The organism is Ruminococcus sp. Marseille-P328 (assembly GCF_964249465.1).
In the GTDB taxonomy this organism is placed as follows: domain Bacteria; phylum Bacillota; class Clostridia; order Lachnospirales; family Lachnospiraceae; genus Blautia_A; species Blautia_A faecis.
This window is the reverse complement of sequence record NZ_CAXUBQ010000001.1, coordinates 295500-320226: the sequence shown is the minus strand read 5'-3', so window position 1 is coordinate 320226 and position 24727 is coordinate 295500. Positions and strand designations below refer to the sequence as shown.

Here is a 24727-nt window from a genome sequence, read left to right as displayed (position 1 = left end):
GTTCATTGCCTTTCGTCGATTTATGGTTTATTTTAATTTTTCTTTCTCGGCATTTAAGAGCTCAAGATTAAGCCCCTGTTCTCCGGCTGTCTTATCTACCCAAAGATTCAAAGAGTCTATGGCTAAAGAAATTTCATCAAGTTTTTTACTGATATAAGCAAAATCTTTCATTTCATCATCGCTGATCTTACCGTCACGGGCAATCTGGATCAGACGACCGGTAAGAGGATTGATTTCATTCAGACTGGCAATTGTCTCCAAAATGATATTTGACAGATCGGTCACTTCTACTTCTGGAACATAACGATGGCCGATTTCGCATTTGTGAGAGCAATAATAATTGCAAAGATCTGGTCTTTTATAGGCATCTGCCATCTGGAGGATATCATAAGGCGTAGGTTCTTGTGTTTCATATTCAAATTTTTCAATTTTTGAATCAGATACAGCATCCATTTTTTCACTGGCCTCTGCTCTTGTAAGTCCTGCCGCTTCTCGGTAAAGCTGGTAAATTGTTTTGTTTTCCCTGGTGGATTGTTTACCCATGAGAATTTCCTCCCCGTATATCGCCAAACATGCAGAGCATCTATGTTCCAGGCTGCATGCTGAGCGTGTATTTCTTATATGAATTTTATTATACATAAATTATGAACTAACAACAAGTAATAGACTTTGTAAAATTATCATTTTAGGGTTTATATCAAAGAATGCTCAAGGAAGTTTAGCCGGTTGGTTGTCGGGATTTTTGTACAGCCATTTATTGTAAGATGATAACATCAAAAAAGAAGAAAAATCCAAGGAGGACTGGCAAATGAAAGGTTATGACACAAGCAACGGATATATGGGATATGTAGAAGGCAAATACATTTTATTTGCCAGTGAGCAAGAGTATTTCGAGTTTATGGAAGATTAAGGGAGGAAAAATCATGTTTGGCTTTGATAAGATGTTTGATTTTAACAGAGACGGGAAATTGGATAGTTGGGAACGTGCTGCAAAGTTTCAGTTCATGGACGAAATGATGAAGGATGATGAAAAAAGTATCTTTGATGACGACGATGAGATCGATACTTTTGCGGATGCAGGGCTGGATTATGATGAGTTGGAATTTATGGATCCGGATGAAAGAAGAGAAGTTTTGGAAGATGCAGGACTGGATCCGGATGAGTTTGATTTTTGAAACTGAATGATATAGTTTAGAATAGCTGAGGCTGATTAGGGTCTCGGCTATTTGCTTTGGCTGAGGGGAAGAAACAAGGAAAGCAACAAAATACGGAAAGTTATTTATGACAATTTATTACATGTAAGGTATAATAATGAACAAGAGGTTTAAACTGTACCTCTTGTCTATTTTATATGGATTTTATAACGATGGCAATGTAAGGATGGCTGTAACGGAAGATGAAGTGGTGGAAAGTCGGAAAAGGTATGTAGAATACTGATTCTTAATATTATTTCAAGAGGAATTAAAGTATGATGTATACAGTAAAACGAATCGATGAAGACCTGGATTTTGGTTGCGAAGAACGACTGGATGATGCACCAGTCATGGCACTAGTGACTCTTGTGGATTCTTCTGGAAAAGAAGTGACAGTAAAAGCAGAGGATGCCGAGCTCTATGAGCGTAATATCAATGAAGGAGACAAAGTTTGTCTCGATGTAAATAATAAATTGGAAAAAGCAGAATGAAAGCTACAGGGAGAAAGTAAATGGTAAAGCAAATTGTAAGAGACGTTTTCTTTTTAGGCCAACCATCCGAACCGGCCACGAAAGCAGATATCCAAGTTGGAAAAGACCTGCAGGATACGCTGCAGGCGAACCGGGAGCGTTGTGTGGGTATGGCGGCAAACATGATTGGTGTAAAGAAGAATATCATCATTGTAAATATGGGCTTCATAGATGTTGTGATGTTCAATCCGGTGATTGTTTCAAAACGTGACATGTATGAGACAGAAGAAGGCTGTTTATCCTTAGATGGTGTTCGTAAGACGACCCGATACCAGGAAATAGAAGTAGAGTATTATGATTTCAACTGGAAAAAACAGCGGCAGAAGCTGTCCGGATGGACGGCTCAGATCTGCCAGCATGAAATTGATCATTTGTCTGGAAAGATAATATAACTGAATGCGGACCTGGAATGTCCGCTTTACAAAATGATACATATGGCGATGGACAAGGAGAATTAATTTGAATATACAGATTTTGGGAACAAAGAAGTGCAATGATACAAAGAAAGCAGAACGTTTCTTTAAAGAACGTGGGATTAAGTTTCAGTTTATTGATATGAAAGAAAAGGGCATGAGCAAGGGCGAATTCAATTCGGTTGCCCAGGCAAATGGTGGACTGGAAAATATGATCAACTGGGAGGGCAAGGATAAGGATCTGCTTGCGCTCATTAAGTACATTGCAGAGGAAGATAAACTTGAGAAGGTACTGGAAAACCCGCAGGTGATTAGAACACCGGTGGTTCGTAATGGAAAACAATCCACTCTTGGATATCAGCCGGATATCTGGAAAGCGTGGAAGTAAGAAATCGGAGGATAGGCAGCTAATGGAAGAATGTAGATTTCATATTGGTGATGTAGTCCAGCATTTTAAACGGGAAAATGTAAATTTGGAAACAGCAGAGTATTTGTATCGGTTACGGCACCATTTTATCTGGCAAAACTATTTCAGCCATATTTCTCTGAAGGAGCTGCCATTGTTAATATTTCATCTTCCCGTGACCGTATGAGTCAGCCGCAAACAGAAAGTTACACTGCAGCAGCCGGTTCATCGTGTCGGAAATCCTATGGATATTGCCAATATGGTATTGTTCCTTTGCTCTGAAAAAGCAGGCTTTATCACAGGTGAAAACATTTGTATTGACGGTGGTATGACAAAACAAATGATTTAGTAGTCGATTTTGACACTGCAATCAAAAAAATGAAAAGATATTTATCTTATATTACATAAAAATGTGCGGATACACATAAGATGGGAATAGATATTGAAGCTCAGATTGTTCTATGATAGAATATTATTACTAAAAAGTGTGCAAAATCACGGAATTGAGGAATATAATGATAGAAATTAAAAGAGATGCTTATCTACAGCAGTTGACCATGCGAAAAGATAATGGAATGATAAAGGTGATTACCGGTATTCGTAGATGCGGCAAATCTTTTTTGCTGTTTAATATTTTCAAGAGATATTTACAGGAGAATGGTGTTGATGCCGATCATATTATTGAGATTGCCTTGGATGGTATTGAGAATGAGGAATTAAGAGATCCCAAGGTGTGCTTTAAGTACATCAAAGATGCCATGAAGGATGATGATAAGTATTATCTTCTTCTGGATGAAGTACAGTTCATGCCACGATTTGAGGAAGTGCTGAATAGCCTGCTCCGCATGAGCAACATTGATGTGTATGTCACCGGAAGCAATTCTAAGTTCTTGTCCAGCGACATTGTGACCGAGTTTCGTGGCAGAGGTGATGAGATCAGAATCTATCCCCTCTCTTTTGCAGAGTTTTATTCTGTCTATAAAGGTGATTACGACGATGCATGGGATGACTACATGACCTATGGCGGATTGCCGCAGGTCGTAGGTTTACAGAGCGAACGACAGAAGGCAGATTACCTGAAAAATATCTTTGCAAATGTTTATCTGAAGGACGTAATTGAAAGAAACAAGATCCAAAATGTGGATGAAATTGGCATTCTGGTTGATGTACTTGCATCTGCAATCGGTGCACCGACCAACCCTTCAAAGATTGCTAATACCTTTGCCAGTGGGCGTCAGATGAGTTATACAAACAAAACGATTTCCAATCATATCGACTATTTGGCAGATGCGTTTTTGATTTCTAAAGCAAGCCGATACGATATTAAGGGCAGAAAGTATATCGGTGCAAATATGAAATACTACTTTACCGATCTGGGTCTGAGAAATGCCCGTTTGAATTTCAGGCAACAGGAGCCTACTCATATCATGGAGAACATTGTTTATAACGAGCTACTGATTCGTGGCTACAATGTTGATGTGGGTGTTGTGCAGATCTTTGATAAAGATAAAGAGGGCAAGCGTGTACGTAAGCAGTTGGAAGTTGATTTTGTAGTTAACCAAGGCAATCAGAGATACTACATCCAGGTTGCTTATGACATGACTTCAGAAGAAAAGCAGACTCAGGAGTTCAATTCTCTGCGTAATATCCCGGACTCTTTCAAGAAGGTTGTTATTGTAAATGGCAGCAAAAAGCCTTGGAGAAATGATGAGGGATTTGTCATCATGGGAATGAAGTATTTCCTTTTGGACGCAGATAGTTTAGAGTTTTGACATTGGATATAGATAAATTAAATCGGAAGTCATGGAGATAGTTTTATTATGATTTTGTGCTTTTCAGGACATTGACAAGCATCTATGCGTATGGTAATTTGATGTATAGATGATTATCTATGTGAGGCGGCGAAAATGGAAGCAAAGGATATGATACTAATATGTAAAGCATTATCAGATACAAATAGACTGGAGATTGTTCAGATGCTGTCAGACGGAGAAAAATGCGGATGTAAGATTCTGGATAAATTCAATATCACGCAGCCTACTTTATCACATCACATGAAAATATTGGTTAACTGTGGGATTGTAAATGACCGTAAGGAAGGCAAGTGGCATTATTATTCTCTGAACAAAAAAGTAATAAGAGCGGCAAGTTCATTTGTTGAAGCTTTGGGAAGGTAGGAAATGAAAGAAGAATGCAAAAGGCAGAATACCGTTATTATGAAATTTCTCAGGATCTTCCTGTTATGGCATTAAGTGGTAAAAAATGGGAAATTATTTATGGGACAGATAATATGCACTTTCATAATTGTTTGGAGATAGGATATTGCCATTATGGAAATGGAACCATATGTGTCGCAGAAAAAGAATTGCCATATCATGCCGGTACGATAACATTTATTCCAAAAAACACACCACATCGGACATGTCCTACACCGGAGGAGCGTGGAAAAAAACAAAAATGGGAATATTTATTTGTGGATGTGGAAGAAATTTTAAAAAGAGGTTTTGTAAATGTTCCAGAAAAATATATTTATGTTGAACAGAATCTATCGAAGAAAATAAGTGTTTTGGAGAATGCTGGAAGTACGAAGGCTGCGGCACTTATGCAGATGATAATAGAAGAAATACAGCTGAGACAAGCAAATTATAGATATACTGTTTCAACGCTTGCGTTTAATCTTGTGCTGTTTTTTGATCGTTTAGATAATGAAAACATAAAGTTTCAGAATAATTCCCGGGAAACTTCAGATTATACACGTAAAATTATAAGTTATATAGAATTACATTATATGGAGGACATCGGGGGAAAGGATTTTGCAAGGGCATGTAATCTGAGTGAGACACATATGCGGAGGATCTTTATAGAGTCTGCTAATATTACACCATCAGAATATCTAAATCTGGTTCGGATTAAGAAGGCCTGTGAAATGCTCGCAAAAGAAAAATGTTCCATAGAAAAAGTGTCTAATTCTGTAGGATACCCGGTGATATCTACATTTATACGTAATTTTAAGAAAATAACGGGAATTTCACCAAATGCATGGCGGAGAAAAGCGTTGGAGAATCCGGAAAATGTGGCAGCTTACCAAGTATCAGTGTTTAAGGGGTGGTAAAATATATAGGGTGCCACCAGGAACAGTAAAAAAACAGTTGCCAAAAGGACAAACAGTCACAATCCCTGTATTTTCAGCTAGGTTTTACCATGTATGAGGAAGAAGAAAACCGCTGGCGGTGTTCCTTCCGATCTGATGGAAAATGGATTAATGTAAATGAACTTTTGCAGGCATTTTGCGGAGGTGGACATGCTGCGGCAGCAGGCGTGCGCAAGCGTACGAATGACGTAGAAAAATTCAGGCAGGAAATACTTGAGCGGATTATTATGATGAGAAAGATTTCCGGTCAGAATAAAGAATTAGAAACGAAACACAGGAGAACCAGGAGGTGTAGAATGATGGAAAAGAAAAGAACCTATATTGCAATCGATCTTAAGTCATTCTATGCATCTGTGGAATGTAAAGAGCGAAATCGGGATCCTTTGACAACCAATCTTGTGGTTGCAGATAAAAGCAGAACAGAAAAAACCATCTGTCTTGCGGTATCTCCAGCATTAAAGTGTTATGGAATACCAGGAAGAGCTCGTTTATTTGAGGTTGTTCAAAAAGTAAAAGAAGCCAACAGCGCCCGCAGGTGGAAAGTGCCGAACAGAACTTTTATCGGAGCCTCTGATGACAGCACAGAATTAAATAGCAATCCGGCACTGGAGATTGATTATATTGTTGCACCTCCCCGGATGGCTCTCTATCTGGAATACAGCACCAGAATTTACAGTATTTATCTGAAATATATTGCACCGGAAGATATTTTTCCGTATTCGATTGATGAAGTATTTATGGATGTAACGGATTATCTGCATATTTATAATATGACACCAAGAGAACTTGCAATGACCATGATACAGGATGTGCTGAAAACGACAGGTATAACGGCAACTGCAGGAATCGGAACGAATATGTATCTGTGTAAGATTGCGATGGATATCGTGGCGAAGCATATTAAAGCAGATAAAGATGGTGTACGAATTGCGGAACTGGATGAAATGTCATACCGAAGAAAACTCTGGAGTCACAGACCACTTACTGACTTCTGGAGAGTAGGGAAGGGATATGCAAAGAAGCTGGAAGAATACGGGCTTTATACAATGGGTGATATTGCAAGATGTTCCATCGGAAAAGAGAATGAGTTATACAACGAAGATCTGCTATATAAACTGTTTGGTATTAATGCAGAGCTGCTGATCGACCATGCCTGGGGGTATGAGCCCTGTACCATGGAAATGGTCAAGGCCTACAAACCGGAAATGAACAGTGTTTGCGCCGGACAGGTACTTCATTGTCCCTATGATTTTGAAAAAGCAAAACTGGTTGTAAAAGAGATGACGGACCAGATGGTTTTGAATTTGGTGGATAAGAAGCTTGTAACGGACCAGATCGTGTTGACGGTTGGTTATGATATTGAGAATTTGAACAATTCCGACAGGAAAAAGCAGTATCATGGAGAGGTTACTATCGACCGTTATGGAAGAAGAATTCCGAAACACGCACATGGAACGACCAATCTGAAACGGCAGACTTCCTCAACCAAGATGATAACAGATGCAGTAATAGAGTTATATGACAGGATCGTTGACAGAAACCTGCTTATCAGAAGAATCAATATCACAGCGAACAGGCTCGTGGATGAAAGTTCTGTGAAGAAAGAAGAAGTGTATGAGCAGTTGGATCTTTTTACGGATTATGAGGCGCAAAGGAAAAAGCAGGAAGAGGAAGCGGCTGTGCTGGATCGCGAAAAACGTATGCAGGAAGCGATGCTCAGTATTAAAAAGAAGTTTGGAAAAAATGCTGTGCTGAAGGGGATGAACCTTCAGGAAGGTGCAACCGCCAGGGACAGAAATGAACAAATTGGCGGACATAGGGCATAAAGGAGTTGGAAGGGATGAAAAATAATTCTTATGACGATATCATCAATTTACCGCATCCGGTCTCTAAGAAGCATCCACAAATGCCTCTTCGGGACCGGGCAGCACAATTTGCTCCTTTTGCAGCCTTGACTGGGCATGATGCTGCGATAAAAGAAACCGCAAGATTAACCGATGAAAAATTGGAACTGAGTGAGGAAGTGATTGCTCAGCTGAACGAAAAAATCAATATAATCAGGAATAATATCGGTATAGAACAGAATGTATCGATAACTTATTTTATTCCCGATGCAAAAAAATCCGGTGGATCTTATGTTATGTGCTCTGGTATTGTAAAAAAGGTAGACGAATATGAGCACACCATAATCATGACGGATCAAACGGTCATTCCAATCGAACAGATAAGTGATATTAAATGTGAAGAGTGGTAAATTTGAGAAAAGATACAAAGAAGTTAGAATGTTTTTAAGGAAAAGCTGGAGATGATGTGCCATGGCTTCATTTGATCAGAAGCTCCGTGCGTTATCCGAAAATGATTATTGCCCGAACTAAACATCCAAAATATAGCTATGAAGGAGTCGAGATTCACGATATAACTGATTGGTTGTTACGGAGAAATCAAAGCTGATGGAGAATAAGCGTTATGATCAGAAAGATGCAGAACACAGATATTAATAGAGTTGCCGACATATGGTTAAAGAGCAATTTAAAAGCACATGATTTTATTCCGGAGCAATATTGGACAAGTAATTATGAATTAGTGAAAGAAATGATGTCACAAGCGGAAGTCTATGTGTATGAAGATGATAAAATGATTCAGGGATTTGTAGGACTAAGTAACGAATACATTGAAGGGATTTTTGCATAGCATTCTTTGCTCTATAAGAAGTTCACGAAATGTACCACATCAAGTTGGAATTGTTGACAATCATATTGGCCTAGACTATACTTGATTTATTAAGCGTGGCTCGAAAATTCTTATTGTCAGAAAAAAGTTAATCCTAAAGGGGAATAGGAGATTATTGACAGTTAAATATAACTTATAAAACCATATAAGTAGATGTTGAGCTCAAGAAGGTAAAACTTTCATAAAGAGGTGTCAGAATGGATAAAAAAACAACGTTGGAAATGATTGCAGCAATTTCAAATGCAAACGGTACATCAGGCTTCGAAGATGAAGTGGTTGCAGCAATTCGTCCTTATGCAGAAGGACTCGGAGAAATTACAGAAGATCGCATGCGCAACCTATATATCCGCCGTAAAGAAAATAACGGCAAACGTCCGGTTGTTCAGCTTGATGCACATAGTGATGAGGTTGGCTTTATGGTGCAGGCTATCTGCCCGAATGGAACTCTCCGCATCATTCAGATCGGAGGTTGGGTGAACCACAATATTCCAGCTCATAAAGTCCTGGTCCGCAACCGATTCGGAGAATATATTCCGGGTATTACTGCCAGCAAGCCACCGCATTTCCTGACAGAGCAGGAGCGTAAAGCACCTCTGGATATGAAAGATATCACAGTAGATGTTGGCGCTGTTTCTAAAGAAGAGGCGGTTGAAAAGTTCGGCATTCGTATCGGTGAACCGGTAGTGCCGGATGTGACATTTACATATTCAGAAACCACAGATCTGATGGTGGGCAAGAGCTTTGACTGTCGTCTGGGATGTGCGGCAATTCTTAAGACCATGCATACCCTGGCTGGTCAGGATTTGAATGTGGATATTGTTGGCGCGTGTGCAGCACAGGAAGAAGTTGGTGTACGTGGTGCCACTGTGACAGCACAGGTAATTAAGCCGGATATCGCAATTGTTTTTGAAGGCTGCCCGGCAGATGATACGTGCGTTGAGCAGTATATGGTTCAGACTGCTATTAAGCGTGGTCCGATGCTTCGTCACATCGATTCACGCATGATCACCAATCCGCGTTACCAGAGATATGCGCTTGATCTGGCAGAAAAGCTTGGCATCCCGGTTCAGGATGCAGTTCGCAGTGCTGGTTCAACCAATGGTGCAGTTATACATCTGACTGAAAAAGCAGTTCCGGTCATCGTTATTGGTGTTCCGGTTCGCTATGCGCACACACATTACGGAATTTCAGCTTATGCTGATTTTGATAATGCGGTTAAGTTGGCATGCGAAATTCTTAAAAGACTTGACGAAGAGCAGATTATGAGTTTTTAAAAAAATATAATGATGTGCTGAAAGCGACAGATATAACGGCAACTGCCGGAAAAGGATATGCAAAGAAGCAGCAAAGAAGCGCATCACAGTTATTTAAACTTTTATGTGACAAACGTAACTGTCTGTGATATTATGAAAGTGATATAAGCGAAAATGACTTTTGCAGAAACGAAAGTATCTTCAAATTTTATTTAAAAATATACTTCTTCTAATGGATTAGAAAGAAGTTATATAGATACGGAACGGTATGAGTACAAAGAACATTACCAGTGAACAGTAATGTAGGAGAACAGTTCGAATATATGTATCGGCTGTTCTCTTTTTGTTTTCAGGCATTAATGGGGGAATATTTTCTATATAAGTGTTGGGAGATTTTATGGAAAAGTTTAAGGCAAATGATAATAAGAATGAAGAACATGAGATTAGCTACAGACAATTTAACAAAAAGCTGGAACTTCTGAATCAGATTCTGTCTCTGATATCAGACATTAATCAGGCATCGGATGAGAAAGTGATAGATACCATTCGATTTTATTGCACAGCCCGCTGAAAAACAGTTGGAAGAAAACATAATGAGGAAAATTCAATGAAAATAAATGGTACAGCTGCTAAACATATTAAGAAATATTGTTATATTGTTGGCCTTCTCTCTTTCCTGCTTGCATTTTTTGTGTGTAGCCAGATGATCCGATATCAGGAAAAAGAAAAAAAAGCAGTGGGAACTTATATGGCACAAAGCACGATAAGGAGAGTCAAGGAAAAGCTGGACAATTATATAACGATTTCTGATCTTCTGGGAAATTATATCATTGATGGATCGGATATGGATGAAAACACTTTTTCAGAACTGGCAGAAAAGATTCCCAATGAGGATGGTGTGGTAAAGGCGTTTGAGCTGGCACCGGAAGGGATCATAACCGAAATCTATCCTATGCAGGGAAATTCAGAGGCTCTTGGCCTGGATCTACTGAGGGAACATGAACGGAAAAAAGATGCAGTTCTGGCTAAGGAAACCAGAGAGTATACACTTGGTGGTCCCTATCAGTTAAAGCAGGGAGGATCCGGAGCTTTACTTTTTAAACCGGTTTATCAAAACGATGATTCTGGAAAGAGTAGTTTCTGGGGATTTGTACTCCAGGTAATCGACTGGGATTGTTTCATGAGTGACATAAATCTGAAATCTTTAAGTGAGGCGGATTTCAGCTATAAGATCTGGTCTTATGACAGAAGCAGTGAGGATAAGAATATTCTTGCCCAGAGTCAAGAGGATATGCCGGAAGACTGCCTGACGATAGAATGTGAAATCCCGAATAACACATGGTATTTTGATATTGCGCCTTCGAATGGGTGGATTCCGGTTTCATACTGGCTCCTCGCTATTGCCGCTTCTTATATATTTTCATTATTGGTCGCTACGATTTATTATCAGATATCCGGCAAAAAACACAGAGAAAAACAATATGCTGCTGATCTTAAGAAAGCCGCGGAACTGGCGAAAAGTGCAAATGAAGCAAAAACGCGATTTCTGTTTAATATGAGCCATGATATACGGACGCCGATGAATGCGATTATAGGTTTTTCCGGATTACTGGAAAAGAATCTTCAGAACGAGGAAAAAGCAAAGGAATATCTGGGAAAAATCTGTTCTTCCGGAAATTTGCTGATGACGATTATTAACCAGATCCTGGAGATAGCCCGTATTGAAAGCGGTACTATAGCGCTGCAGTTGAAAGCTGAGGATATAAACGCAGTGTTTCATACGGTAAACACAGTATTTGAGGAAGATATAAGGAAGAAGAACCTGCAGTATTCGGCAGATTTGGATGTATACCATACGTTTATCTTTTGTGACAGAGTGAAACTTCAGGAGATAATGCTGAATATTATCAGCAATGCAATAAAGTACACGTCCGATGGGCATGCGGTCCATGTAAAGATATATGAGAAAGATTCAGAGAATCCCCGGAAAGCCCGGTTTATTTTTACTTGTGAAGATACAGGCATTGGCATGAGTGAGGAATATCTTCCACATATCTTTGAAGAATTTTCCAGAGAACATACAACCACAGAGAACAAGGTCGCTGGTACAGGACTGGGCCTTCCTATTGTAAAATCCATGATTGAGCTGATGGGCGGAAGTATCCAGGTAGAAAGCACGCAAGGTGTCGGGACAAAATTCACTGTAGATATTTCTTTTGATACAGCATCAGAAGCGGATGTATATAGGAATCAGATATCTGAACAGCCAGATATATTAGAAAAGCTGGAAGGAAAACGTATTCTTCTTGCAGAGGATAATGATCTGAATGCAGAGATCGCGATAGAACTGCTTGCGGAACAAAAGATCATTACAGACCGTGCGGAAGATGGAGCAGAGTGTCTGGATAAGCTGGAGAAAGCAGTCGCCGGATATTATGATATGATTCTTATGGACATTCAGATGCCGGTGATGGATGGATATGATGCTGCAGCCAGGATACGCAGAATGAAAGATGAGAAGAAAGCCTCCATCCCCATTATTGCAATGACAGCAAACGCCTTCGCAGAGGACAGACAGAAGGCGATATCCATGGGAATGAATGATCATGTGGCAAAACCAATTGATATGAATGTACTTTTACCGGTGATAGCAAAATATATAAGGTGAAATATCGGTGTTACTGTTCACTGGTAACGTTCCGCGAGGTGTTTTTTGTGAACAAGGTTCACAGAAAACCCGAGAATCTCAGCGCGAAATCATGCGAATGCATGATTTCTGTGCATCGCGAAGTGAGTTACTGGTCACGGAGTGACCAGTAACTCAGAGTAAACGGCGACTTGACTTATTAGTTGCAACCACATATAATTGCTTCGGAACGTAACTTAAAACTTACATTTCGAATAAACAAATAAATTCTTATGAAGGGAAGAATAAATGAGATTATGAAACCTGTGGAGGCATATGATAATGTCAAAAGATGAGTATTTAATCACAGATGCGCCGCTTAAAGCGCTGACAGTTTTCGCAATGCCGATGATTCTCGGCAGCTTTTTTCAGCAGATATACAATATGGCTGACTCTATTATCGTCGGTCAGTTTGTGGGTTCCTCTGCACTTGCAGCTGTCGGTGCCTGTGCGGCGCTGACCAATGTTTTCATTTGTGTGGCACTGGGTGCCGGTGTGGGTGCCGGTGTGCTCGTGAGCCGTTATTTCGGTGCCAGGGAGTATGGAAAAATGAAAACCATTGTGTCAACGTCCTTGCTTAGCTTTTTAATTCTAAGCATAGTCCTTGGTATTTTTGGCTTTTGCTCCTCCCGTTGGATGATGAGCACGTTACAAACCCCTGCCGATATACTGGACGATGCAGTGCTGTATTTGCGGGTCTATTTCGTGGGTTTTCCTTTTTTGTTTATGTACAACATTCTTTCAACGATGTTTACTTCCATAGGAGAATCAAAAATTCCACTGGGACTTCTGATATTTTCGTCAGTCTTAAATATTTTTATGGATCTTTGGATGGTGGCTGGTCTTGACCTCGGCGTGTTCGGTGCGGCGCTTGCAACCTTGATTGCACAAGGCATTTCCGCCGTGTTTTCGCTTTTGATTTTCTTTCACCGGATGCGGCGATATAAAAGTCCCTTTGACTGGTTTGACAGGCAGGAGTTATATTCCATGTTTCAAATTGCTGTACCTTCGGTTCTTCAGCAGTCTACAGTGTCTATCGGCATGATGATCGTACAGGCTGTTGTAAATCCCTTCGGCACACAGGCGCTTGCGGGATATGCGGCGACGATGCGGGTTGAGAATGTTTTTTCCCTGATTTTTGTATCCATCGGCAATGCAGTTTCGCCATATGTTTCACAGAATCTCGGCGCAAACAAACCCCAGCGTATCAAAAAAGGCTACCAGGCTGCATTGGTGCTGGATGTGTGCTTTGCAGCCATTGCCTTCATCGTTATTGAAACGCTGCATACGCAAATTTCCTCGCTGTTTCTTGGTAAAGACGGAACCGCCCTGGCCTATCAGGTATCCGGGGATTATATGAGATGGATTGGTTATTTTTTCATCTTTATGGGAATCAAAATGGCAACCGATGGAGTCCTTCGTGGTCTTGGAATCATGCGTCCGTTCCTTATTGCAAACATGGTAAACCTGGCGATTCGTCTGTCTGTTGCCTTGATTTTTGCACCGCGTTTTGGTATTGAATTCGTCTGGCTTGCTGTACCAGCAGGTTGGTTTGCGAACTTTTTAATATCCTATGTGGCGCTCAGGAGATCATCAAGTCTATAGTATCCGGCTGTATTTTGCAGAAAGCTTTTTTCAAACATGCTACAGGAAAAAGTTTTTCATTCAACGTGTTGCGTCAGAAATAGCTGAAAGAGAACGCGGGAAATGAGGGAGGCATCATGAAAATTACTTACATTAACCACAGTGGATTTTTAATTGAGACCAGAGACTGCTACTATATTTTTGATTATTACAAGGGTGAATTGCCGCACCTTGACAAGGAAAAAGAAGTAATCGTCTTTTGCAGCCATTTCCACGAGGATCATTTTAACCCACAAATCTTTGGGATTCTTGAGGATATGGGGATGACTTATCAGGCAGTCCTGGCGAATGATATACGAAAAAGGAATCATTTATCGGATCTGAAGATCACATATGTTTATCATGATCAGACTTATAATCTGGATAATGATACCAAAGTGGATACCTTGCTGTCTAACGATAGTGGTGTCGCATTTATTGTCAAGACAAAGGAAGGCACCATTTACCATGCTGGTGACTTAAACGACTGGTACTGGGATGGTGAGCCGAAACCTGACAACCAGAGACTTACTTCTGCATATCGTGCGGAGATCAGGAAAATTAAGGGCAGGCATTTTGATGCTGCATTTGTTCCCTTAGATCCGCGGCAGGGAGATCATTATGCCGACGGGATCCTGTATTTCCTTAAAAATGTAGATTGCAATGTCATTTTTCCAATGCATTACTGGAATGATGCCAGTGTAATTAAGCGGTTCATTACTGAATATCCGCAATATAAGTCACGCATTAAAAACACAGAATGTACAAAAGGAGAAGAATTATGAAATTTAAGATGATTCACGAAAACTACAATGTGTCAGACCTGGACCGATCTATTAAATTTTACAATGAGGCCCTTGATCTGCACGAGGTGAGAAGAAAGACTACCGATGATTTTATCATCGTGTATCTGAGTAACGATGTAAGTGATTTTGAGCTGGAACTTACCTGGCTTAAGGATCATCCACAGCCATATAATCTGGGTGAATGCGAATTCCATCTGGCATTCCAGGCGGAGGATTACGAGGCGGCGCACAAGAAGCACAAAGAGATGGGCTGCATTTGCTTCGAAAATGAAGCAATGGGAATCTATTTCATCGTAGATCCAGATGGCTACTGGCTTGAGATTGTGCCGTAAAGCTGGTTGGGAAATCGAATAAAGCTGGCGTATATTATTTTACAGGAGGGCACTTATGTACCTGGATAATTTAGATGAACTGGATCAGAAGATTATCCAGTTACTTATAGAAAATGCACGTATCTCCTACTCGGATATCGGTGAAGAAACTGGCATTTCCAGAGTGGCAGTAAAAGCCCGGATTCAGGCTATGGAGAAAAAAGGGATAATTGAAGAATATACAACAATAATAAATCCTCAAAAAATCAGTGGGGCTGTATCCTGTTATTTTGAAATTGAAATAAAACCAGATCATTTGTCACAGGTGACGGATATTTTATACAAAGATGATACAGTCACACAGATTTATCGTGTCACAGGAAGAGATAAATTGCATGTACATGCAGTTGCTTCATCAAGTGATGAAATGGAACACTTCCTGCACAACGTCATTGATACACTGCCCGGCATTATCAGCTGTAGCTGCAATACAATCCTATCACGGATTAAAGATATTAAAGGGTTACGGCTGTAGAGGTCAAATTGAGGTGACGCATTATGGTTTCTTTTGAAGAGAAGGAGAATAAATTTTATTGTTATTATTTGCAATTACAGTGTAGGTAAAGTAAAAGGCAATGAACCAGAAATGGTTCATTGCCTTTTGTGCGGTATGGATTACTTTAATTTTTGTTATTCGTTGCTCATATTTTCTTTCTGCCGTATAATAGAACCAATCAGATTAAAATTCAAATGATGAACATACAAAAGATTTCCTATGAACACAAGTTTATAACCAAATGAACGGAAATAGGAACCTTTATTATTGCATAATGTTCAACAAATGAACTCTACACGACAAAAATAGAAAAATATAAAACATGCACAAACTTAATACACGAAATTTGTTCATTAATTTAACACAAAATGATTGACTACTAGGGGGATTTGCGTTAATATAATTAATGCAAGGAGACGAGAAATGAACACTACAGAATGTTAATGATTCGAACACATCGGTCTTAAGTTTAATAAAAAAACACAAAAGGTAGGGACAGCAATGAGACGTGGAATGAATAGCATGGAGATGCAGAAGAACAATCGGATCCTTGTTTTTAAAACTCTTCAGGAGAAAGGCATGATGACCAGAGCAGAGTTAGCCGTAGAGTTAAACCTGCAGAAAGCAACGATCACCAATATCATCAATGAGTTTTTTGAAATGGGGATTGTTGAAGTAAATGGTGAGACTGCCGCTGGACGAAGAGGCGAGAAGCTTAATTTGAAACTGGATGACATTTATACAATGTCCATAGGAATTACTCGTAAGGATTACCAGTTGGCGATTTTTGATCTTAGCGGCAATATGATTAAACACAGCTGCTGCAATTTTCAAAAAGAGAATGGCTTCCGGGAAATTGTTGAAAACCTGAAAGCCGATGCGGTGAAAATGGCAAATGAATATGGAAATAACCGTATCCTTGGAATCTGTCTGGCAGTGCCTGGATTGTTTATCAACAGACCGGAGAAGAATGAAGAAATCTTCATGGTTTCCGAATTCGAAGAGCTAAGCCAGATCAATGTGAAAGCTGAACTTGAAAAAGCACTTGGCAGAAAGGTTATGATCAAGCATGACGCCAAACTTTCCGCTTACGCAGAGTGGAGATGTGCAGAGGAAATCAAAGGTCAGGAGCGGGGAAGTCTGGTAGTGGTACGATCCAGAGGATTTGGTATTGGTACCGGATGTGTTGTAAATGGAAATATTATGAATGGTCATTTGGGGCTTGCCGGTGAAGGTGGTTACATGGGAATCAATTATAACCAGGCAAGGGGAAATAAAGGAACCTTTGAATATTGTGCAGGTTCAGAAAGCGCGGCACGATATGTGAAAGAAAGGTTATTCGAATTTCCAGACACTATTTTAAATGAGAAAAGTACATATCTGGAAGTATTTGATGCATACCGGAAAGGGGATGCACTGGCCACATGGGCAGTACATAAAGTAGCCTGGATGCTGGGATATGGAATTGCCAATATTATCTATCTGATCAATCCAGATTGTATCATTATTGGACCTGATTATCCGGATACAAAAGATTTTGTAAACAAAATCCGGGAGGCTATTCGAAATTTTGTACCTGCATTTGTGGAAGAAAATGCTTCTATAAGATATTCAAAAATCAGTCAGGATTCTTTCCTGTTGGGTGGATTTTACTATACATTTGATAATCTCTGCAGAAGAGATAATATATTTGATCTGATCCGAAGCGCTAAGGGTGCGCGGTGGAAACCAGCCTGAAATCAGGCAATGAAACATGTACTGATCATCTGATTATAACAAAATATGGGAACCTGCTAATGGAATCCGGAGTCCATGAACATCTTTTCGAAAAGTTATAATCAGAAGATAAAATAAATGAGCAGAAACGTAAAAAAAGGAGAAGAATCGAAATGAAAAAAAGAAATCTCGCATTAGCAATGGTACTGGCAATGGCAATGACAACAATAGGAAGCGCAACTGTATTTGCAGACGATGCATCTGATGATGCAGCTGGAAACGACTACACAATCGCATATGTACCGACCACAATGAACAACCCATTCTGGACCGCAATGCTTGGCGGTATCAAAGAAGAGATGGAAGCAAAAGGAATGGACGTTGATTCCCAGCTTGTAACAGTTGATGCAAACAGCGATCAGGCAACCATGAACAACTACGTAAACGACTTAATCGCTCAGGAAGTTGATGCGATCATCCTTGCTCCTATGGATTGTACAGCAGTAACAGAGGCTCTTCAGGCTTGCGAAGATGCTGGAATCCCGGTTATCAACGTAGACACAGCAGTTGATGCATCCGACAAAGTTGTTAGTATTATCGCTTCCGATAACTACAAAGCAGGTGTTGAGTGTGCAAACGATATGATGAGCAAACTGGACGAGGGTTCCAAGATCGCAGTTATGGATCAGCCATCCGGAACAGCTTGTGTACAGCGTGAGCAGGGCTTCCTTGATACAGTTGGTGATTACTTCGAAATCGTATCTACAACAGATACAGAAGGTGACACAGCTAAGACAATGACAGCAGCAGAGGATGTTTTAACAGCTGATGATGACCTTGCAGCATTCTTCTGCATCAATGATATGGGCGCTCTTGGATGTGTACAGGCCGCTCAGGCAGCAGGCAAAGATGACATCCTGATTTATGGTGTTGATGGTAACCCGGACTTCATGGGATATGTTGCTGACGGTTCTGCTACAGCATCTGCAGCTCAGCAGCCATCTGTAATCGGACAGAAAGCTCTTGACGCAGCAATTGATACTCTGGATGGCAAAGAAGTAGAGCATGACCAGACTGTAGACGTAGTTCTGATCAACAAAGACAATATTGCTGATTTCGATGTAACAGATTGGCAGTAATCCATAATCCGTTATTGTCTCGAAATATCGGAAGACAGGAATGAAAACTGGCTGCCAGAGAGTGAAATCTCTGGCAGTTTTTCAGAGGAGCACAAATATGCAAAAAGAACTTTTACGTATGGAAAACATAGTAAAAACTTTCCCCGGTGTTAAAGCGTTGAACAATGCAGCAATCACAGTTCACGCCGGAGAGGTTATGGGATTTATGGGTGAGAACGGAGCCGGTAAATCCACACTGATGAATGTTCTGGGCGGTGTTTTTCCGGCTGATTCAGGAGACATTTATATTGAAGGAAAAAAAGTAGCAATCCATTCAATTCATGAATCTCAGGCTCTGGGAGTTGCATTTATCCATCAGGAACTTGCGCTGGAGCCATATCTTACAATTGCAGAGAACATCTTTCTTGGAAGAGAGATGAAGAACTCTTTTGGTATGGTAAGTAAAGATAAAATGGCAGAAGCCGCAAGACCATTTCTTGAGAGAGTTGGTCTTGATGTAGACCCAAATGAATTTGTAGGAAGACTTTCTATTGGACAGCAGCAGATGGTGGAAATTGCAAAATCATTTTCACTGAATGCGAAGATTTTAATTTTGGATGAACCGACATCTTCTCTTTCTGAAAAAGAGGTAGATGTGTTGTTTGATACAGTACGAGACCTTAAGAAACAGGGAATGGGCATTATCTTCATCACACATAAGATGGCAGAGGTATTCCAGCTTTGTGATGCAGTTACCATTATGCGAGATGGAGAATTTATGGGAGAACGTCAGTCAGCTGAATGTTCAGAGAGTGAGCTGATTTCCCTGATGGTAGGTCGGGACCTGGGTAACTACTATGTTCGTACTTATAATAAACCAGGCGACATCATGATGGAAGTTAAGAACATTAATGCAGGAAAAAGAGCAATTGACTGCAGCTTCCAGGTAAGAAGCGGAGAGATACTTGGTTTCTACGGACTGGTAGGGGCCGGAAGATCTGAGCTTATGAAAGCAATCATGGGACTTGATCCTATGGATTCCGGAGAGATTTATCTGAACGGAGAAAAAACAAAGAAACATGATCCGGCGTACATGCAGAAACATGGTATTGCCCTTGTTCCAGAGAGTAGAAAGACAGAAGGTCTTTTGTTAAACAATACCATCAAGTTCAATACTACACTTGCTGTACTGGATCGTTTCATTAAGAATTTGGTAGTAAATACCCGAAAAGAAGATGAGATCACAGAGGACGGAATCGAGAAACTTCACATTAAGACTCCTTCATCTCTTGTAAACTGTTCTACTCTTTCAGGTGGAAATCAGCAGAAAGTACTGCTGGCGAAATGGCTGGCTACTGATCCGAAGATTCTGATCCTGGATGAGCCGACTCGAGGAATTGATGTCGGTGCAAAAGCAGAGATTTATACCATCATCAACAACCTGGCGAAACAGGGACTGGCAATCATTCTGATTTCTTCAGAGATGCCTGAAGTAATGAACATGAGTGACCGAATGATGATCATGAGAGAAGGTCACATCATGGGTGAGTTAAGTCACGATGAGTATGATCAGGAACGGATTTTGAAGTACGCTATGGGGGTATCCAACAATGAATAATAAAAAATCACAGAGCTACGTAGGCCGGGCTGTAAAAAACTATTTTTCCCAGAACTGGGGAATCTTATTAGGCTTAGCAATTCTTTGCGTAATCTTTTCCATCTTTGGAAATAACTTTTTGACACAGAAAAACATTCTTAACCTGTTAAGAACATGTGCAACAAACTGCTTCCTTGCAATCGGTGTTCAGATGGCAATCATCCTTGCTGGTATCGACCTGACCGGTGGTGCACTTGCAGCGTTGAGTGGTGTTATGACCGTTGCAGCTTTCCAGTGGTGGGGATTCCCGGTACAGCTTGCTGTTCTTATGGGTATTCTGATTGGTGTTGTAATCGGTTTACTGAATGGTGTAATTGTTGCTTACACAGGAATCCATCCATTCGTTGTAACACTGGCAATGCAGTCCTTCTGTCGTGGTACTGCTTATCTGGTAGCAAACGGATCTCCTGTAACAGCTTATGGTAACGATGGTTTCGCAAAAATCGGACAGGGTTCTCTTGGACCAGTTCCGCTTCCAGTTGTATATATGATCATTTTCCTGATCCTGGACTATTTCTTCCTTAATAAAACCCAGACAGGACGTCATATCTATGCAGTTGGTGGAAACGAAGTATCCGCTCGTTTCTCCGGTATTAATGTAAAGAAGATTAAAATTCTTGTATGGACAATCAGTGGTGCGCTTGCTGGCTTCTGCGGTGTAGTTCTTGCTTCCCGTCTTGCTTCCGGACAGCCATCCACAGGCGAAGGTTATGAGACAGATGCGATTGCAGCAGCAGTACTTGGTGGAACCTCTTTCTTCGGTGGTACCGGTTCTGTAGGTGGACTTCTGATCGGTGTTCTGATCATCGGACTTATTTCAAATGGATTAAACTTAATGCATGTCAACTCTTATTGGCAGTTTGTATTAAAGGGAATTATCATCATCGCAGCAGTTTATGTTGATATGGTGAAACAGAAAAAACAGAACGCAGCAAAATAATCATATAAATTCAAAAAGGAGACTAAACAAATGGACAGCAAGAAGAAAAAAGAGTTGGAGTTATGGGCTGCAAAAATTCGTAAAACAGCTTTGCAGACAATCCAGACTGCAGGTTCCGGACATATTGGAGGATCTTTCTCCATCTGTGATATTATGTCAGTACTGTATTTCGACAAAATGAATGTAGATCCGGCAAACCCGGACCAGCCAGACCGTGACAGACTTGTTCTTTCCAAAGGACACTGCTCACCGGCAATGTATGCAACATTAGCTCTCAAGGGATTTTTCCCGGTAGAACATCTTTCTACATTCCGTAAACTGGACAGTGATCTTTCCGGACATGTAGAGATTCATGTGCCAGGTGTTGATATGTCTGCGGGTTCTCTTGGACAGGGACTTTCCACGGCTCTTGGAATGGCTATGTATGCAAAGGCAAATAAGACTGGAAACCGTGTATTCTGTATCATGGGAGATGGTGAAATTCAGGAAGGCCAGGTTTGGGAAGCTGCTATGTGTGCAGGCTTCTATAAAGCTGATAATCTGATCGCATTTGTAGATAATAACAATCTTCAGCTGGATGGCTCTCTGGAAGAAGTTATGTCTCCATACCCGATCGGTGACAAATTCAAAGCATTTGGCTGGAATGTGATCGAAATCGACGGACATGATGTAGAGCAGATCGCAGACGCTGTAGAGCTTGCTTCTGTAGTAACCGGAAAACCTACTGCAATCGTAGCACATACTATTAAAGGCAAAGGCGTTTCCTTATTTGAAAATAATGTTGACTTCCACGGCGGACAGCCAAAACCGGAACAGTGGCCGGCATGTTTTGCTGAATTGGATGCTAGACTTGCGGAACTGGAGGACTGATAAAATGGGAGAGAATATTTCAACAAGAGTAGCATATGGACGTGCATTAGCTGAATTTGGTGCAGATGAGAACATCTATGTATTTGACGCAGACTTAAAGAAATGCACCATGACACTTTATTTTTCAGAGAAATATCCGGAACGTTTTTACAACATCGGTATTGCTGAGGCAAACATGGTAGATGTAGCAGCTGGTTTTGCAACATGTGGAGCAACTGCTCTGGTACATACATTCGCTATTTTTGCAGCAGGCCGTGTTTATGACCAGGTAAGAAACAATGTCTGCTATCCAGGATTAAATGTAAAGGTAGTAGGAAGCCACGCTGGCCTTACAGTTGGTGAGGATGGTGCAACCCATCAGGCTCTTGAGGACATCAGCCTTATGCGTACAATTCCGGGAATGACTGTAATTGTTCCATGTGACGCAAATGAGACTCGTCTTGCAACAAAGGCTATGCTTGATTTCCAGGGGCCATGCTATTTCCGTACAGGGCGTCCGGCAGTTGAGTGTGTAACTGATACAATTGAGAATTACTCATTTGAGATTGGCAAAGGCGTACAGCTGAAAGATGGTAAAGACGTTACAATCATTGCATGTGGCCTTATGGTTCAGGAAGCTCTGAAAGCACAGAAACTTCTGGAGGCTGAGGGAATCAGTGCAAGAGTTATTGATATGCATACAATTAAACCGATTGACCGTGATATCATTCTCAAAGCAGCAGAAGAGACCGGTGCAATTGTTACAGCAGAAGAGCACAATGTGATCGGCGGACTTGGAGCAGCTGTTGCAGAAGTTCTGGTTCAGAACAAGAGTGTTCCGACTGAGTTTGTTGGAGTTCAGGATACATTTGGACATTCCGCTTCTCCGGCAGAGCTGCTGAAACATTACGGATTAACCCCTGAGAATATTGCTGAGAAAGCAAAGAAAGCAATTTCCAGAAAATAATTACAGGAAAGAAACGGTTAAGCAAATGGCAGAAAGTTATGTAATTGGAGTTGACTTCGGAAGTGATTCTGTTCGTGCGCTTATTGTAAATACAGAGACTGGGGAAAATGTTGGACAGGGTGTTGCCTGTTATCCACGTTGGAAAGCTGGACTCTATCAGCATCCGGAGTACAGCATTTTCCGCCAGCATCCATTAGATTATCTGGAATCTTTGGAAAAATGCATTACGACAGCACTGGCAGAGCTTACCGAAGAGCAGAAAGATCATGTGATTGGAATTGGAGTGGACACTACTGGTTCCACTCCGGTTCCGGTAGATAAAAATGGAACTCCGCTGGCGCTGCTTGATGAGTTTGCAGAGAATGAAAACGCCATGTTTTTCCTCTGGAAGGATCACGCTGCAGCTGCTGAGGCGGACGAGATAAACAAGTTATTCAGGAACAACAGTGAGAATGACTATACCAAATACCAAGGAGATTACAGTGCGGAATGGTACTGGGCAAAAATCCTTTATGCAGTGAGACATGATGAAGCAATCCGCCAGGCAGCTTATACCTGGGAGGAGCATTGTGACTGGATGACTGGTATTCTTTGCGGGGAAACAAGACCGGAGAAAATTTACCACAGTGCGTGTGCAGCTGGTCATAAGGCTTTGTGGCACAGCGAGTGGAATGGTCTGCCGGCAGCTTCTGTTCTGGAACAGCTGGATCCGTATCTGGTACAGGTTCGCGAGCGGTATGGAAATGCACCGCAGCCGTCTACTGTGAAGGTTGGAACTCTTTGTCCGGAATGGGCTAAGAAACTGGGATTAAAAGAGAGTACTGTGATTTCAGGAAGCTCTTTTGATGCTCATGCAGGCGCTGTGGGTGCTGGTATTCAGAAGAAGACTTTTGTATGTACGATGGGAACTTCTTGTGTGGATATGTTCGTGGAGAAGCCGGAGAACCTGAAGGGAAAAGATATTCAGGCGTACTGTGGACAGGCTGAGAATTCCATTTTGCCTGGATACGTAGGCGTGGAGACCGGACAGGCGGCTTTTGGAGATATATTTGCATGGTTTAAGAGGCTGTTGGAGTGGCCGCTGACAGAACTTGCAGCTGATGAGAATTCTGGTATTTCAGATGAACTATACAAAAAAGTCGAAGATCGGATTTTGGTTATGCTGCAGAAGAAGGCGGAAGAACTTCCGGAAGAGCCATTCCCAATTGCACTGGACTGGTTTAATGGACGCCGTTATCCAAATACAGACGATTTCCAGAGATCTGCCATTTCCGGATTATCGCTGGGAATGGATGCGCCGTATCTCTACCGCAGTCTTGTGTTTGGAGCTGTATGTGGTCTGTACCGTCTGATTGAGGGCTTCGAGAAACAGGAAATTGATATTGAAAAGATGATCGCGGTAGGTGGAATTTCTAAGAAATCACCTTATGTTATGCAGATGTTGTCTGACCTAAGCGGACGTGAGATACACATTCTGGACAGTGACCAGACATGTGCACAGGGAGCCGCTATGTATGCTGCTGTGGGAGCTGGAATTTACGAGACATTGGAAGTGGCAGCAGAGCATATGGCTGCGAAATGTATTAAGATTTACAAACCGGATTCTGAGAAGAAAGACTGGTATAAGAAACATTACCAGGAGTATCTGAAACTGGCAGAAGCGGTTAATAAATTAAGTTGAAGATAGAAATTGCTATAAAATTTTGAAAAAACCTCGGAAAATGCAGGCTGGTATTCAGGAAAGGTGAGTACCGCCTGTATTTTTGGCTTCTTTAATAGTGCTGTCGCCGGTTGGCAAGAATAGTGTGAAAGAATAATTGTA

The 24727-nt window shown here is 41.0% G+C and carries 24 protein-coding genes and 3 pseudogenes; 26 read left to right on the top strand and 1 reads right to left on the bottom strand.

Going from position 1 to position 24727, the window contains the following annotated elements; all coding sequences use genetic code 11:
* Positions 1-27 precede the first annotated feature (27 nt).
* Positions 28-543, bottom strand: a complete 516-nt coding sequence (locus ACESTK_RS01460) for a helix-turn-helix transcriptional regulator (RefSeq protein WP_173717405.1) — start codon at positions 541-543, stop codon at positions 28-30.
* Between the two features lie 380 nt (positions 544-923).
* On the opposite strand from ACESTK_RS01460, the gene ACESTK_RS01455 reads away from it, so the two are divergent.
* The 26 genes and pseudogenes from ACESTK_RS01455 to ACESTK_RS01330 all read left to right on the top strand — a co-directional run bounded on the left by ACESTK_RS01455 (position 924) and on the right by ACESTK_RS01330 (position 24586).
* On the top strand, positions 924-1175 hold the full coding sequence (locus tag ACESTK_RS01455) for a hypothetical protein (RefSeq protein ID WP_373118273.1): 252 nt from the start codon (positions 924-926) through the stop codon (positions 1173-1175).
* A gap of 293 nt (positions 1176-1468) precedes the next feature.
* Complete coding sequence (locus ACESTK_RS01450; RefSeq protein WP_173770553.1) at positions 1469-1684, top strand: hypothetical protein; 216 nt, start codon at positions 1469-1471, stop codon at positions 1682-1684.
* Between the two features lie 20 nt (positions 1685-1704).
* Positions 1705-2115: a peptide deformylase gene (locus ACESTK_RS01445; RefSeq protein WP_117990283.1), complete on the top strand. Its 411-nt coding sequence runs from the start codon at positions 1705-1707 to the stop codon at positions 2113-2115.
* 67 nt (positions 2116-2182) lie between these two features.
* Positions 2183-2524, top strand: coding sequence for an arsenate reductase family protein (locus tag ACESTK_RS01440; RefSeq protein WP_373118270.1), 342 nt, complete (start codon positions 2183-2185; stop codon positions 2522-2524).
* Between the two features lie 90 nt (positions 2525-2614).
* Positions 2615-2891 (top strand): annotated as a pseudogene (locus ACESTK_RS01435) (SDR family oxidoreductase); the annotation flags it as partial.
* Between the two features lie 169 nt (positions 2892-3060).
* On the top strand, positions 3061-4314 hold the full coding sequence (locus ACESTK_RS01430) for an ATP-binding protein (RefSeq protein ID WP_173770617.1): 1254 nt from the start codon (positions 3061-3063) through the stop codon (positions 4312-4314).
* 135 nt (positions 4315-4449) lie between these two features.
* The gene (locus tag ACESTK_RS01425; RefSeq protein WP_148463117.1) at positions 4450-4719 is read left to right on the top strand and encodes a helix-turn-helix transcriptional regulator; all 270 of its coding nucleotides are present in this window, start codon (positions 4450-4452) and stop codon (positions 4717-4719) included.
* Positions 4720-4733: 14 nt separating this feature from the next.
* The gene (locus tag ACESTK_RS01420; protein ID WP_373118267.1) at positions 4734-5654 is read left to right on the top strand and encodes a helix-turn-helix domain-containing protein; all 921 of its coding nucleotides are present in this window, start codon (positions 4734-4736) and stop codon (positions 5652-5654) included.
* Between the two features lie 89 nt (positions 5655-5743).
* Positions 5744-5902, top strand: a pseudogene (locus ACESTK_RS01415) (DHHA1 domain-containing protein); the annotation flags it as partial.
* 90 nt (positions 5903-5992) lie between these two features.
* Positions 5993-7519: a DNA methylase gene (locus tag ACESTK_RS01410; RefSeq protein WP_373118367.1), complete on the top strand. Its 1527-nt coding sequence runs from the start codon at positions 5993-5995 to the stop codon at positions 7517-7519.
* A 14-nt stretch (positions 7520-7533) separates the two neighbouring features.
* Positions 7534-7947: a hypothetical protein gene (locus ACESTK_RS01405; RefSeq protein ID WP_342981956.1), complete on the top strand. Its 414-nt coding sequence runs from the start codon at positions 7534-7536 to the stop codon at positions 7945-7947.
* Between the two features lie 212 nt (positions 7948-8159).
* Positions 8160-8378: pseudogene (locus ACESTK_RS01400) on the top strand (GNAT family N-acetyltransferase); the annotation flags it as partial.
* 242 nt (positions 8379-8620) lie between these two features.
* Complete coding sequence (locus ACESTK_RS01395) at positions 8621-9697, top strand: M42 family metallopeptidase (protein ID WP_294424026.1); 1077 nt, start codon at positions 8621-8623, stop codon at positions 9695-9697.
* Between the two features lie 376 nt (positions 9698-10073).
* Complete coding sequence (locus ACESTK_RS01390) at positions 10074-10247, top strand: hypothetical protein (RefSeq protein WP_173717180.1); 174 nt, start codon at positions 10074-10076, stop codon at positions 10245-10247.
* 36 nt (positions 10248-10283) lie between these two features.
* The gene (locus tag ACESTK_RS01385) at positions 10284-12344 is read left to right on the top strand and encodes an ATP-binding protein (RefSeq protein WP_373118264.1); all 2061 of its coding nucleotides are present in this window, start codon (positions 10284-10286) and stop codon (positions 12342-12344) included.
* Between the two features lie 300 nt (positions 12345-12644).
* The gene (locus ACESTK_RS01380; protein ID WP_373118262.1) at positions 12645-13967 is read left to right on the top strand and encodes an MATE family efflux transporter; all 1323 of its coding nucleotides are present in this window, start codon (positions 12645-12647) and stop codon (positions 13965-13967) included.
* A gap of 116 nt (positions 13968-14083) precedes the next feature.
* Positions 14084-14770 (top strand): MBL fold metallo-hydrolase, encoded by a 687-nt coding sequence (locus ACESTK_RS01375; RefSeq protein ID WP_226815377.1) that lies wholly within the window; start codon positions 14084-14086, stop codon positions 14768-14770.
* Positions 14767-15123: a VOC family protein gene (locus ACESTK_RS01370; protein ID WP_148463109.1), complete on the top strand. Its 357-nt coding sequence runs from the start codon at positions 14767-14769 to the stop codon at positions 15121-15123. The genes ACESTK_RS01375 and ACESTK_RS01370 overlap by 4 nt, the downstream gene beginning before the upstream one ends.
* A 55-nt stretch (positions 15124-15178) precedes the next feature.
* The gene (locus ACESTK_RS01365; RefSeq protein ID WP_173717985.1) at positions 15179-15637 is read left to right on the top strand and encodes an Lrp/AsnC family transcriptional regulator; all 459 of its coding nucleotides are present in this window, start codon (positions 15179-15181) and stop codon (positions 15635-15637) included.
* A gap of 522 nt (positions 15638-16159) precedes the next feature.
* Entirely contained in the window at positions 16160-17395 is a 1236-nt protein-coding gene (locus ACESTK_RS01360; RefSeq protein ID WP_173772933.1) for an ROK family transcriptional regulator, read from the top strand.
* Between the two features lie 152 nt (positions 17396-17547).
* Entirely contained in the window at positions 17548-18513 is a 966-nt protein-coding gene (locus tag ACESTK_RS01355) for a substrate-binding domain-containing protein (RefSeq protein ID WP_173772934.1), read from the top strand.
* A 97-nt stretch (positions 18514-18610) separates the two neighbouring features.
* On the top strand, positions 18611-20110 hold the full coding sequence (locus ACESTK_RS01350) for a sugar ABC transporter ATP-binding protein (RefSeq protein ID WP_148463105.1): 1500 nt from the start codon (positions 18611-18613) through the stop codon (positions 20108-20110).
* Complete coding sequence (locus ACESTK_RS01345) at positions 20103-21089, top strand: ABC transporter permease (protein WP_173772935.1); 987 nt, start codon at positions 20103-20105, stop codon at positions 21087-21089. Before ACESTK_RS01350 ends, ACESTK_RS01345 begins: the two co-directional genes overlap by 8 nt.
* 30 nt (positions 21090-21119) lie before the next feature.
* Complete coding sequence (locus ACESTK_RS01340; protein ID WP_173772936.1) at positions 21120-21959, top strand: transketolase; 840 nt, start codon at positions 21120-21122, stop codon at positions 21957-21959.
* A gap of 4 nt (positions 21960-21963) precedes the next feature.
* On the top strand, positions 21964-22905 hold the full coding sequence (locus ACESTK_RS01335; protein WP_173772937.1) for a transketolase family protein: 942 nt from the start codon (positions 21964-21966) through the stop codon (positions 22903-22905).
* A 25-nt stretch (positions 22906-22930) separates the two neighbouring features.
* A complete protein-coding gene (locus ACESTK_RS01330; protein WP_173772938.1) occupies positions 22931-24586 on the top strand; it encodes a ribulokinase in 1656 nt (551 codons plus the stop codon).
* The last annotated feature ends 141 nt before the right edge of the window (positions 24587-24727 follow it).